The sequence below is a fragment of the Mesorhizobium qingshengii genome (assembly GCF_027563465.1).
GTDB lineage: Bacteria > Pseudomonadota > Alphaproteobacteria > Rhizobiales > Rhizobiaceae > Mesorhizobium > Mesorhizobium qingshengii_A.
In genome coordinates this window covers 19,382-30,943 of record NZ_JAPFQA010000030.1, presented here as the reverse complement: position 1 = coordinate 30,943, position 11,562 = coordinate 19,382, and the positions used below count along the sequence as shown (strand labels likewise).

The 11,562-nt window shown below is 63.7% G+C and carries 11 protein-coding genes; 6 read left to right on the top strand and 5 right to left on the bottom strand.

Annotated features, from left to right (window positions below; all coding sequences use genetic code 11):
- The first annotated feature begins 332 nt into the window (after positions 1–332).
- The 6 genes from OOJ09_RS30775 (at position 333) to OOJ09_RS30750 (ending at position 5,065) form a co-directional block, all read left to right on the top strand.
- Positions 333–719 (top strand): SET domain-containing protein, encoded by a 387-nt coding sequence (locus OOJ09_RS30775; RefSeq protein WP_420107574.1) that lies wholly within the window; start codon positions 333–335, stop codon positions 717–719.
- Positions 720–895: 176 nt separating this feature from the next.
- Positions 896–1,174: a 30S ribosomal protein S21 gene (gene rpsU / locus OOJ09_RS30770; RefSeq protein ID WP_023810129.1), complete on the top strand. Its 279-nt coding sequence runs from the start codon at positions 896–898 to the stop codon at positions 1,172–1,174.
- 140 nt (positions 1,175–1,314) lie between these two features.
- Positions 1,315–2,157: a tetratricopeptide repeat protein gene (locus tag OOJ09_RS30765; RefSeq protein WP_269908817.1), complete on the top strand. Its 843-nt coding sequence runs from the start codon at positions 1,315–1,317 to the stop codon at positions 2,155–2,157.
- 218 nt (positions 2,158–2,375) lie between these two features.
- Positions 2,376–2,852, top strand: coding sequence for a DUF992 domain-containing protein (locus OOJ09_RS30760; protein ID WP_269908816.1), 477 nt, complete (start codon positions 2,376–2,378; stop codon positions 2,850–2,852).
- Between the two features lie 89 nt (positions 2,853–2,941).
- Positions 2,942–3,424 (top strand): DUF992 domain-containing protein, encoded by a 483-nt coding sequence (locus OOJ09_RS30755; protein WP_269908815.1) that lies wholly within the window; start codon positions 2,942–2,944, stop codon positions 3,422–3,424.
- 204 nt (positions 3,425–3,628) lie between these two features.
- Positions 3,629–5,065, top strand: a complete 1,437-nt coding sequence (locus tag OOJ09_RS30750) for an MFS transporter (protein WP_269908814.1) — start codon at positions 3,629–3,631, stop codon at positions 5,063–5,065.
- A 33-nt stretch (positions 5,066–5,098) separates the two neighbouring features.
- Here the strand turns inward: OOJ09_RS30750 and OOJ09_RS30745 are convergent, their stop codons facing one another.
- The 5 genes from OOJ09_RS30745 to OOJ09_RS30725 all read right to left on the bottom strand — a co-directional run bounded on the left by OOJ09_RS30745 (position 5,099) and on the right by OOJ09_RS30725 (position 11,542).
- Positions 5,099–5,791: a response regulator transcription factor gene (locus OOJ09_RS30745; RefSeq protein ID WP_269908813.1), complete on the bottom strand. Its 693-nt coding sequence runs from the start codon at positions 5,789–5,791 to the stop codon at positions 5,099–5,101.
- Entirely contained in the window at positions 5,788–8,523 is a 2,736-nt protein-coding gene (locus tag OOJ09_RS30740) for a sensor histidine kinase (RefSeq protein ID WP_269908812.1), read from the bottom strand. Before OOJ09_RS30740 ends, OOJ09_RS30745 begins: the two co-directional genes overlap by 4 nt.
- 54 nt (positions 8,524–8,577) lie before the next feature.
- Positions 8,578–9,144, bottom strand: coding sequence for a potassium-transporting ATPase subunit KdpC (gene kdpC / locus OOJ09_RS30735; protein ID WP_269908811.1), 567 nt, complete (start codon positions 9,142–9,144; stop codon positions 8,578–8,580).
- A 92-nt stretch (positions 9,145–9,236) separates the two neighbouring features.
- Positions 9,237–11,330: a potassium-transporting ATPase subunit KdpB gene (gene kdpB / locus OOJ09_RS30730; protein WP_269908810.1), complete on the bottom strand. Its 2,094-nt coding sequence runs from the start codon at positions 11,328–11,330 to the stop codon at positions 9,237–9,239.
- A complete protein-coding gene (locus OOJ09_RS30725; RefSeq protein WP_269908809.1) occupies positions 11,327–11,542 on the bottom strand; it encodes a hypothetical protein in 216 nt (71 codons plus the stop codon). The genes kdpB and OOJ09_RS30725 overlap by 4 nt, the downstream gene beginning before the upstream one ends.
- Positions 11,543–11,562 lie beyond the last annotated feature (20 nt).

Below are 11,562 nucleotides of genomic sequence, written 5' to 3'. Positions count from 1 at the left end.
GTGTGACATCCCGCCCCCTCCCAAATCGACTCATTTGTAGTCGAGCCCCGCATAACTATTAACATATGGTCAGAGACGATGCGAAATGGCGTTCATTTATCAAATGTCATGGCAGCGCCGGCAACGTAAAATCTGCTTGGTTGACGTCATCGATTTTGCTGTCAAACGTATGCCGTTTCTGGAACGTTCCCGGGGCTGCCGTCGATCAACCGGACGTGATGGACTTTTCGCGGCGAATAGGCCTGTTCGTTGCCGTGACGCAGGCCGTCGGTCTTGCTTTTTCCGCGCGATTTGGCGATTCCGTTTGCTGTCAAAAAGCGGGTCTTGGAAACATGATGCTGATCAGAACCTATGTGGCTGCGAGTGCGATCGAAGGTGTCGGCGTGTTCGCCGCAGAGCCGATCAGGAAAGGCGCCTCGATCTGGCGGCTCGATCCAGACTTCGATCGGCTGGTCCCGACGGAGAAATACGAGGCGGCACCCGCGCATCTCAGGGAATTGCTCGACCGCTATGCCTATCCGAGCCCGGATCAGCCAGGGTTCATGGTCTATGAAGTCGACAATGGGCGCTTCATGAACCATGCCGGAAATCCGAATACCGATTTTTCGCAATACGGCGGCGCAACCGCGACCCGCGATATCGCCGCGGGCGAAGAGATCACCTGCGACTATGGCGAGTTCTTCGAGGATTTCGAACGGTTGCACCTGGCCACGGTTTAGTCGGGCGCCTATCCCGGGCCAGTGACCACTGTTTGGCACCGCCCGTTCATTTCGGCTGTGGACAGCGCGGGATGATTCTGCTATCAGCCGCCACAATTCGTGGTGTAAACCGCCGCGGAGGCTGGTGGCTATGGCCGCTCGCCTGTTGATATCAAACCCGAAAGACAGGATTGCCCGTGCAGGTACTCGTCCGCGACAACAATGTTGATCAGGCGCTTCGCGCTCTCAAGAAGAAGATGCAGCGTGAAGGCATTTTCCGCGAAATGAAGATGCGCGGACATTACGAGAAGCCTTCCGAGAAGCGCGCCCGTGAAAAGGCGGAAGCCGTGCGCCGCGCCCGCAAGCTGGCCCGCAAGCGCGCACAGCGCGAAGGCCTGCTGCCGATGACGCCTCGCCCGGTTGCCGCTGGTGCGGCCGGCGGTGCAGGTGGTGCTCCGCGTCCGCCGCGGTTCTAACGCCAATTTTTCGTCCTTTTCGAAGGATATCCAAGGTGGCGCGATGTGGAATCGCCGCCACCTTTTTGTTTTGATTGTGACCCGGCCCGGAGGGGGGATCCGGACCTGAACGACGCGGCGCAAGTGAGGACAGGGCAGACATGAACGCAACAAGCGTGGAGCGCGGGACCGCATTGCGTGGTTTCGCCCTGACGGCAGCCCTGCTTTCCGGCCTGGTGCTTGCCGGCTGCCAGACGGCTGGCCCGACCGGCGAATTCAACAACATCGACAAGGCGCAAGGGTCGAGCGAGAACATCTCCTCGCTGTCGGCGGTGATCCAGCGCAATCCCCAGGATCCCGAAGGCTACAATGTGCGCGGCTCGGCCTATGGCCGGGGCGGCCAGTACCAGGCGGCGCTCAAGGATTTCAACACCGCGATCCAGCTCAACCCGAATTTCTTCCAGGCCTATTCCAACCGCGCGCTCATCCAGCGCTTCCTCGGCAATCAGGCGGCCGCGCTCGACGATTACAACCACTCGATCCAGATCAACGGCAATTATGACGCCGCCTATATCGGCCGCGGCAATCTCTACCGCAAGGCGGGCCGCACCCAGGAGGCCTTCAATGACTTCCAAAAGGCAATCCAGCTCGACACGACCGATGCCCGTGCCTACCACAATCGCGGCCTGATCTATCAGAGCCAGGGCCAGCACAAGTTCGCCATCGAGGATTTCTCGACCGCCATCTCGCTCGCGCCTGATGCTGCCGAACCCTACAACGGCCGCGGTCTTTCCTATCTGGCGATGAACGACGAGGACAACGCCTTCGCCGACTTCAACATGGCCATCAAGCTCGATGGCAAGAACGCCGAGGCCTGGGCCAACCAGGCATTGATCTACGAGCGGCGCGGCGACAAGGCCAAGGCGGCGAAATCCTATCGCGAAGCGGTTCACCTCGACCCCACCTACCAGCCGGCCAAGGACGGTCTGGCCCGCGTCAGCTGATATCGATTTCGGCAGCGCACCTGCATCCATCCAAGTGCCGCGGTGTCCTCTGCGTGTCCGAAAGGACACGCGGCACTGCGGATCGCCGTCGATCCGGCAACCGCGCGTTAACCCCGGCGGCGGGCTGTCGGCCCTTGCCTTGTTCGCGCCAAGTTTTCGGCGGAACGGTCTGGCCACCCAAGCCGTTACGTCGAAGCAATTTGCGAAAGGACCCACCCATGATCAAGAAACTCGCCTGCGCCGCTGCCCTTGCCACGACGGTATTCGCCGCCGCCCCGGCCAGCGCCGGCAGGCTGCAGCTCGGCACGCTCGACTGCACCATAGATGGCGGCACCGGCTACATCGTCGCCTCCAACAAGGGCGTGTCCTGCACCTTCAGGCCGCATCATGGCGGCCCGTCGGAGATGTATACCGGCGTCATCTCCAAGATCGGCGTCGATGTCGGCAAGACCCATCAGGGCCAGCTCGTCTGGGCCGTGCTGGCGGCAACGCGCAACCACGACGCCGGCGATCTCGCTGGCAGTTACTATGGCGTCAACGCCGAAGCGAGCGTTGTCACCGGTGGCGGCGCCAACCTGCTGGTCGGTGGACTGAACAGCGCCTTCATGCTGGAGCCGCTCAGCGTCCAGGCGCAGACCGGCGTCAATCTTGCCGTCGCCGTGACCTCGCTCGAGCTGATCCACTCGTTCAAGTAAATGCATGGAGCAAGTGCTCCATGCCCCTCACCCTGCGGCGCGGAACCGGATAGGATGGTTCCGCGCCGTTTGATTTTGAGGGGACCGCCATGCCGAAGACAGCCTTCGCCGCTGCCATAATCGCAACCGTGCTTGCCGGCGCGGCTCGGGCGCAGGACCGGGGCATAGAGCTCGGCACGCTTGATTGCGCCATCGGCGGCGGCACTGGCTTCATCTTCGGCTCGAGCAAGGATTTGAGCTGCACCTTCACCCCGACCGACAAGAGCTTTGCGCCGGAAGCTTATTTCGGCGCTGTCAACAAATACGGTCTCGACATCGGCACCACGAAGCAGTCGGTGATGCAGTGGCTGGTGCTGACGCCGTTGAAGAACATCTACGCGCCGGGCGCGCTGGCTGGAGACTATGTCGGCGCCAGCGCCGAAGTGACGGCCGCCGTCGGCGCCGGTGCCAATCTGCTGGTCGGCGGCTCCTCGCAGGCCTTCACCTTGCAGCCGCTCAGCCTCCAGACGCAGACCGGCATCAACCTCGCGATCGGCGTCAGCCAGTTCCAGTTGCGCAGCACCGAGAATTGAGCGCGACGAAGGCAGCCAATCCTGGAAGGCTGCCGCGAGAACAGACTCTCAAAAAACTGCTTGAGCTCAACCACGGTTGAGGTTCTACAACCCTGCCCCCAATGGAGCAGCGCCTTGCCAGGCCTTGCTGATGCGCATGGTCCTGCCGGAAACCCATACTGGCTTCTGGTGTCGTGCGCTCGCATCGAGATATGGAAGGCGAGAATGACCGAAATCAGCACAAACAGGGTCGACTGGCGCGCATTGTGGGCAAGCGGCGACCTGGCGCGCTTCTGTTTCATCAGCCTCGGCATCCTCTTGCATGCCACCAACGAGACGATGGTGGCGACCGTGATGCCCGCCATGGTCGGCGAACTGGCCGGCGTGCAGCTCGTCGGCTGGTCGCTGGCGATCTACGAGCTCGGGGCCATTGTCGCTGGTGCCGCGGCCGGACGGCTGGTGAGCTATGTGGCGCTGCGCACCAACATGGTGGTCGCGGCCCTGCTCTATGCCGCCGGGGCGCTGATCTGCGCCACCTCGCCTTCCATGCAATTGTTCCTTGCCGGCCGCCTGGTCGAGGGATTTGGCGGCGGCGCGCTGGTGTCGCTGGCCTTCGTCTCGGTCGAACGGCTGTTTTCACGCGCCATCTGGCCGCAGCTCTTCGGCATCATGTCGGCGATCTGGGGCGTCGCCGCTTTCAGCGGGCCGATGCTCGGTGCGATCATGACCGAGCTCCTGTCATGGCGCTGGGCCTTCGGCATCTTCACCTTCGGTGGTGCCGCCATGGCCCTGGCCAGCGTGATTGTCCTCAACACGCCCGAGGCAACCAGGCCGCAGGCGACCAGCGGCAAGGCGCCGCCCTTCCCCTTCATCGCGCTCGCCTGCCTTGCCATAGCCGTGGTGCTGATCGCCTCGGCCGGCGTCGACATCGCCTTGCTGCGCTCCTCGGTGCTGATGGTCCTCGGCCTCATTGGCCTGGCGCTGTTCTTTTACATCGACGCGCTGAAGCCGCGCTCCCGGCTTTTCCCGGCGCGGCTGTTCTCGTGGCGCACGCCGGTCGGTGCCGGCATGACCATGGTCGCCGCCTTTTCGGTGGCGACCTGCTCCTTCGGCGTCTACGGACCGCTGCTGCTGACCAGCCTGCACGACATTCCGCTGCTGACCACCGGCTACATCATCGCCGCCGAATCGATCGCCTGGTCGATCCTGTCGATCCTCGTCGCCAATGCGCCGCCGCGGCGCGAACGGCTGATCATCGTCGGCGGCGCGGTGATGATCGCCTGCGGCATTGCCGGTTTTGCCTATACGATACCGGCTGGGTCCATTCCTCTGATCCTGATGTGCGCCTTGTTGCAAGGCGGCGGCTTCGGCATCGCCTGGCCCTTCCTCACGCGCGTCATTGTGGCGTCGGCGCGACACGACGAACAGACCATCGCCTCCGCGGCGGTGCCAACCATGCAGCGCATCGGCTATGCCGTGGGTGCCGCACTTGCCGGGATCGTCGCCAATGCCAGCGGCTTTTCGGAGGGACTGAACCATGACGCGGCGGCAAATGTCGCGACCTGGCTGTTCCTCGCTTTCGTGCCGCTCGGCATTGTCGGCTGCCTGGCGGCGTTGCGGACATCGACGACGGCAAACCGGCTGCAGGAGGCTATCGGCTAGGACAGAGTCCCGAGAGGTGGAATGGACTCTCGCTCATTCGACCTCGCGCAAGCGGTAGCCGACACCGGTCTCGGTGGTGATGTAGCGCGGCTGGTCGGGGGTCTTCTCGATCTTTTGCCTGAGCTGCCGGACGTAGACCCTGAGATACTGCACATCCGTCGTATCGCCCCAGACCTGTTTCAACAGGAAATGATGGGTCAACACCTTGCCGGCATGCTGCACCAGGATGCGCAGGATGTCGTATTCCTTTGGCGACAGCTTTACGTCCTTGCCTTCGACCTTGACGATGCGCTTGACCAGATCGACTGACAGGTCGCCAGTGTGGAACACCGGCTTCTCGCCCTGTTGCTGGAACTTGTGCCGCAGCGCCACGCGGATGCGAGCAATCAGCTCGTTCATGCCGAAAGGCTTGGTAACGTAGTCGTCGGCGCCGAGTTCCAGCGCGTTGACGATGCCGGCCTCATCGGTGCGGCTGGAAAGAATGACCACTGGTATATCGAGGCCGTCGTCGCGCCATTTGCGCAAGAGCTCGTGGCCGCCCATGCCGGGCAGGCCAAGGTCGAGCAGGACGAGATCGGGCTTCTCCGCCTCCATCAATTCGATCGCCACCCTGGCGTTCGGCGCCTCGCTGACCGCGTAGCCCTGGCTGCCGAGGCCGACGCGAAGCAGCTTGCGGATCGGCGGTTCGTCATCGACAACCAGTATCCTGACGTTCGCGTTTGTCATGCAAGGTCACCAACATCGTGATCGTCCGTAATCGGGGCACCTAGATCGGGCAGGTTGGCCGTCCTCGGCATCCTGATGGTGAAAACCGCGCCCGAACGGTCGGTTCGGTTCGCCGCCGAGATCGTGCCGCCCATCGCCTCGACGAAGCCACGGCAGATCGACAGCCCAAGCCCGGTGCCGGCGCGGACCTGATCGCGCTTGCGCACCCGGTAGAAGGTATCGAAAATCCGTTCCACGTCGCCGGGAGGAATGCCCGGCCCTTCATCCATGAGCTGCAAGATGACGGAACCATTGTCGGTCCAGCCCTGCACGCGGATCGTCGATCCGGCCGGCGCGTATTTTGCGGCATTGTCGAGGAGATTGAACAACGCTTGCTCGAACAGGACTGGGTCGACCTTCAACATCGGCAGATCCGAGGGGATGTCCGTCTCGATCTTGTGCTCGCCGATGATTTTCCTGGCTCTCTGCAACGCGGAGCCGACCATGTCGCCGACATAGTGGAAGGCGTAGTTCGGCTCCATCGCGCCGGACTCGATCTTGGTCATGTCGAGCAGATTGGCGATGAAGCGGTTCAAGCGTTCGGATTCGTCGAGCACGGTCGACAGCAGCTCAGCCCGGTCCTGTTCGGGCAGTGCCGGTGCGAATTCCCGCAGCGTGCCGGCAGCACCCATGATGGCGGCGAGCGGCGTCTTCAGATCATGCGAGATCGAGGTGAGAAGGGCCGAGCGCAGCCTGTCCGCCTCGGCGGCGAGCTTGGCCCGATCGACATCGGCGACAAGCTGGATACGCTCGATGGCGACCGCTGCCTGGTCGGCCAGCGCGTCGAGCAGGCGCTGTTGCTCCGGCGTCAGCAGCGGGCCCTGCTTGTCGTTGTCCAGACCGACGACACCGATCGCCGTGCGCCCTGTCCGCAAGGGCAGATAGAGGCGCTTGGCGCCGGGCAGCGTGTCGGCGCCGCGCCCCGCGGCGCGGTTGTGCTCCCAGGCCCAGCGGGCGGCCGCGATATCGGCCTCCGCCAGCGTATCGTCGGGCGGATAGCCGGCCTTGACGGTGATCGTTCCGTCTTCGGGCAGAAGCAGCACCACCCGCAGCTTCAGCATCGAGGCGATCTGGAAGGCGGTGGCCCAGAGAACGTCGTCGAGCGTGCCGGCACCGGCGAGTTTCTTTGAAAAGAGGTAGATGTCTTCGGTGGCCCGCGCCCGTGAGCGGGCGGCGACCGCCTGACGCTGCACGCGTGCCGTCAGATTGCTGGCAATGACGGCAATAACCAGGAACACGCCGAGCGCGACAATGCTCTCCGGATCCCGGATCGTCAGCGTGTAGCGCGGCTCCAGGAAGAAATAGTTGAAGGCCAGGGCGCTGACGAGACAGGCGTACAGAGCCGGCCAGAGACCGCCGGACACCGCCGACGCCAGGACCCCGATGAGGAAGATGATCGCAAGGTTGCGAACATCGAGAAACTGGTCGAGCAGGACGGCGAAGGCGAGCGAGCCCGCGACATAGGCCGTGGCCAGGAGATAGGGCCAGATCCGGAATTGCGTCTGCTCGTCCGCGGTCCTTACATTCCTCGACGTCGCCTCGGCGTTGCGTTCGGTTCCCGAAATGACATGGACGCTGATGTCGCCGGCATTGCGGATGAGATCATAGGTCAGCGAGCCTTCGATCAATTCGCGCCAGCGCGAGCGGGTCGGCCTGCCGACCACGATATGGGTGAAATTGTTCGCCGTCGCATAACGCACGATGTCCTGCGCCACATTCTGCCCGGGAATGGTCGTCACCTCGGCGCCAAGCTGTTGGGCGAGGCGCAAATTGTTTGCGAGCCGGTCCTTGTCCTCCTCGGGCATGCTGGCCGAGCGAGGACTGTCGACATGCAGTGCCGTCCACGGGGCACGCAGCCGGTCGGCCAGCCGGCGCGCATAGCGGATGCGGGCCGCTCCGCCCGGGCGCGCGTCAAGGCAGACGAGGACCCTTTCCCCGGCAGCCCACGGCCCGGGAATGGCGTGGGCCTGCATATGGATCAGCAACTGGTCGTCGACGCGCTGCGCGGTGCGGCGCAGCGCCAGTTCCCTCAGCGCCGTCAAATTGCCCGGCGAGAAATAGTTCTCGATCGCACGCTGCGCGGTGTTGGGGAAATAGACCTTGCCTTCCTCAAGCCGCTTGATCAGGTCGTCGGGGGTGAGATCGATGATCTCGACATCGTCGGCCTGGTCGATGATGGAATCGGGAACCGTCTCGCGGACCCTGACCTTGGTGATCTGGGCGACGACGTCGTTGAGGCTTTCGACATGCTGGATGTTGAGCGTCGTGTAGACGTCGATGCCCTGGGTCAGGATTTCCTGGACGTCGAGATAGCGTTTGGGATGGCGGCTGCCGGGCGCGTTGGTGTGGGCGAGTTCGTCGACGAGAACCAGCGCCGGCCGCCGGGCGATGATGGCGTCGATATCCATCTCGTCGAGGATGCGCCCCTTGTATTCGACCTTGCGGCGGGGAATGACCTCGTAACCCTCGACCAGGGCCAGCGTTTCCTTGCGGCCATGCGTCTCGACGACGCCGATCACCACGTCCAAGCCGTCGGCCAGCCTGGCGCGGCCCGACATCAGCATCTCGTAGGTCTTGCCGACGCCGGGAGCGGCACCGAGGAATATTCGCAGCCGGCCGCGCCCCTCCCGCTCGGCATGCTCAAGCAGTGCGTCGGGAGAAGGTCTGGTTTCGTTGCTTCTGTCGTCCGGCATCACAATCGATCATGGATGGCGCCGGGGATGCTGTCGATCCCCGGCCCGCTCCATTCACTGTTTCGCGGCGTCGAGCGCGAGGTTGAGACCGAGCACATTGACCACCGGTTCGCCCATGAAGCCCAGCTCCCTGCCCTCGACCTGGCTGTCGACAAGCGCCTTGACCTTGGCTTCGTCGATACCCCTGGCCTTGGCGACGCGGGGAACCTGGAAGTAGGCGGCTTCGGGGCTGATATGCGGATCGAGGCCGCTGCCGGAGGTGGTGACGAGGTCCATCGGAACAGGCTGGTTGGGATTCTCCGCCTTCAGCTTTTCGGCATCGCCCTTGATGCGGTCGATCAGCTTGGGGTTGGTCGGCCCGAGGTTGCTGCCGCTGGAGGCGGCGGCGTTGTAGCCGTCACCGGCAGCCGAAGGGCGGCCATGGAAATACTTGTCGCTCGCGAAGCCCTGGCCGATCAGTTCGGAGCCGACGACCTTGCCGTCCTTTTCGATCAGGCTGCCATTGGCCTGGCGCGGGAACAGCGCCTGGGCGATGCCGGTCATGCCGATCGGATAGATCAGGCCGGTCAGGACCGTGAAGAAGACGATCATGATGATCGCGGGTCTTATCTGGGTGAGCATGGACATATTCCTCAGGGCAATTCCAGGAAAGGTGTGAAGCGGTTTTCCCGGGAAAAGCGCCTAGCGCTTTCCCTTGGGAATTGCGTTAAAAGTTAAGCGAGGCCGAGGGCGGTGACGATCATGTCGATCGCCTTGATGCCGACGAAGGGGACGATGATGCCGCCGAGGCCATAGACAAGCAGGTTGCGGCTGAGCAGCGCGCCGGCGCCGATGGCACGATATTTGACGCCTTTAAGCGACAGCGGAATCAGCGCGATGATGATCAGCGCGTTGAAGATGATGGCCGACAGGATGGCGCTCTGCGGCGTCGCCAGATGCATGATGTTCAGCGCCTGCAGCGGGCCGGTTGTCTGTCCCGGCGCGACGTAGAAGACGGCGAACATCGCCGGGATGATGGCAAAGTACTTGGCGACGTCGTTGGCGATCGAGAAGGTCGTCAGCGAGCCGCGGGTCATCAGCAGCGCCTTGCCGATCTCGACGATCTCGATGAGCTTGGTCGGATCGCTGTCGAGATCGATCATGTTGCCGGCCTCGCGCGCGGCCACCGTGCCGGTGTTCATGGCGACGCCGACATCGGCCTGGGCTAGTGCCGGCGCGTCGTTGGTGCCGTCGCCGCACATGGCGACCAGCTTGCCCTTGGCCTGTTCGTCGCGGATCAGCTTCAACTTGTCCTCGGGCGTCGCCTGGGCAAGGAAGTCGTCGACGCCGGCCTCGGCCGCGATCGCCGCCGCCGTCAACGGATTGTCGCCGGTGATCATCACCGTGCGGATGCCCATGCGGCGCAGTTCGGTGAAGCGTTCGCTGATGCCGCCCTTGACGATGTCCTTGAGGTGGACGACGCCGAGCAGCCGCCCGTCGCGCTCGACCGCCAGCGGCGTGCCGCCCGACTTTGCGATCTCGTCGGCGATGGCCTGAAGGTCGCGGACAGCGTCGCTGCTTGGGCGCGCGCCATGAGAGGCGATCGTCGACTGGTTGACATGGGCGAGCACCGCGTCGACGGCACCCTTGCGCACCGACGAGCCATCGATGTCGACGCCGCTCATGCGGGTTTGTGCGGTGAACGGCACGAAGGTGGCATGCAACGTCGCCATGTCGCGGGCGCGGATGGCGTATTTCTCCTTCGCCAGCACGACGATCGAGCGGCCCTCCGGCGTTTCGTCGGCGAGCGAGGCGAGCTGGGCAGCGTCGGCCAATTCCTGCTCGGTGACACCCTTGACCGGGCTAAACTGCGTCGCCTGGCGATTGCCGAGCGTGATGGTGCCGGTCTTGTCGAGCAGCAGCGTATCGACGTCGCCGGCGGCTTCCACGGCGCGGCCGGACATGGCCAGCACATTGAAGCGCACCAGGCGGTCCATGCCGGCGATGCCGATGGCCGACAGCAGCGCACCGATGGTGGTCGGGATCAAGGTGACGAACAAAGCGACGAGCACGGTCACCGAGATATAGCCGCCCGAATAGGAGGCGAAGCTCGGGATGGTCGCGGTGGCCAGCACGAAGATCAGCGTCATGCCGACCAGCAGGATGTTGAGCGCGATCTCGTTCGGCGTTTTCTGGCGCGAAGCGCCTTCGACCAGCGAAATCATGCGGTCGAGGAAGGTGTGGCCGGAAGCTGCGGTGATGCGCACGCGGATCCAGTCGGACAGCACCTGCGTGCCGCCGGTGACCGCCGAACGGTCACCGCCGGATTCGCGGATGACGGGCGCGGATTCGCCAGTTATCGCGGCCTCGTTGACCGAGGCAACGCCTTCGATCACCTCGCCGTCGGACGGGATGATATCGCCGGCCTCGACCAGCACCGTATCGCCGACCTTCAGGCTGGTGCCGGGCACCAGCTTGAACTTGGTCCTGTCCTCGCCGGCCAGCAGCTTGGCCTGGGTCTCGGTGCGCGCCTTGCGCAGCGAGTCGGCCTGGGCCTTGCCGCGGCCCTCGGCGACCGCTTCGGCGAAGTTGGCGAACAGCACGGTGAACCACAGCCAGATGATGATCTGCAGCGTGAACCTGAAATCGCCGCCTCCGGTGATGAGATCCCTGGCAAACAGGACGGTGGTCAGTGCCGAGACGACGGCGACGACGAACATCACCGGGTTCCTGATCAGGGTGCGCGGGTTCAGCTTCTTGAAGGCGCCGCCGATGGCGGGCCACAAGATGCGGGCATCCATGATGACAGCGGATTTGGACTGGCTCATTTCTTGGCTCCAGTATCGATGTTGTTGGCAGGCACCGATCGATCGGATGCCGAAGGAAGATGCGGCGGCCCGTAGACCAGCAGCCAGAGCGCGATCATGACCGCCGCGATGCCCAGGAATGTGAACATGGTCGGGAAAGGAGGGGGGATTGGCTCCCCCTCCTTGTCGGTTCGACCCTGACCGTTGCGTCGCATGATGTTGAACCAGGACATGACTTTGACCCGAGACGGGG

What these genes read in the sequence shown, in the direction of transcription:
- OOJ09_RS30775 (WP_420107574.1), top strand. Translation starts at nt 333, where the DNA reads ATGATGCTGATCAGAACCTATGTGGCTGCGAGTGCGATCGAAGGTGTC.
- OOJ09_RS30765 (WP_269908817.1), top strand. Translation starts at nt 1,315, where the DNA reads ATGAACGCAACAAGCGTGGAGCGCGGGACCGCATTGCGTGGTTTCGCC.
- OOJ09_RS30760 (WP_269908816.1), top strand. Translation starts at nt 2,376, where the DNA reads ATGATCAAGAAACTCGCCTGCGCCGCTGCCCTTGCCACGACGGTATTC.
- OOJ09_RS30755 (WP_269908815.1), top strand. Translation starts at nt 2,942, where the DNA reads ATGCCGAAGACAGCCTTCGCCGCTGCCATAATCGCAACCGTGCTTGCC.
- OOJ09_RS30750 (WP_269908814.1), top strand. Translation starts at nt 3,629, where the DNA reads ATGACCGAAATCAGCACAAACAGGGTCGACTGGCGCGCATTGTGGGCA.
- OOJ09_RS30745 (WP_269908813.1), bottom strand. Translation starts at nt 5,791, where the DNA reads ATGACAAACGCGAACGTCAGGATACTGGTTGTCGATGACGAACCGCCG.
- OOJ09_RS30740 (WP_269908812.1), bottom strand. Translation starts at nt 8,523, where the DNA reads ATGCCGGACGACAGAAGCAACGAAACCAGACCTTCTCCCGACGCACTG.
- kdpC (WP_269908811.1), bottom strand. Translation starts at nt 9,144, where the DNA reads ATGCTCACCCAGATAAGACCCGCGATCATCATGATCGTCTTCTTCACG.
- kdpB (WP_269908810.1), bottom strand. Translation starts at nt 11,330, where the DNA reads ATGAGCCAGTCCAAATCCGCTGTCATCATGGATGCCCGCATCTTGTGG.
- OOJ09_RS30725 (WP_269908809.1), bottom strand. Translation starts at nt 11,542, where the DNA reads ATGTCCTGGTTCAACATCATGCGACGCAACGGTCAGGGTCGAACCGAC.